1 protein-coding gene is annotated in these 234 nt (G+C 66.7%); it reads right to left on the minus strand.

Going from position 1 to position 234, the window contains the following annotated elements; genetic code table 11:
* A partial coding sequence (locus SB753_RS41570) for a DsbA family protein (protein WP_410805759.1) occupies window positions 1-234 on the minus strand: 234 nt, incomplete at both ends.

Here is a 234-nt window from a genome sequence, read left to right on the forward strand (position 1 = left end):
GGTAGAGATCCGGGTTCGACTCCGCAACGCAGAAGGCCGCGCCGGCGGAGCGAGACGAGTACTCGGTGCCCTGCGAGTAGCGGTCCAGAATCGCGATGGGGTGGTACTCGAGGGTGATGCGACCGTCGGCGGCAGCGGCTTCCAGCTGCTCGCCGTACTGCTCCTCGAAGCTGGCGCAGATCGGGCACTGGAAGTCGACGAAGACCGCGACAGTGTCCTCGCCGTCACCGAACG

Origin of the sequence: Paraburkholderia sp. SIMBA_053, from assembly GCF_046534895.1 — a bacterium.
Classification (GTDB): Bacteria; Pseudomonadota; Gammaproteobacteria; order Burkholderiales; family Burkholderiaceae; genus Paraburkholderia; species Paraburkholderia caledonica.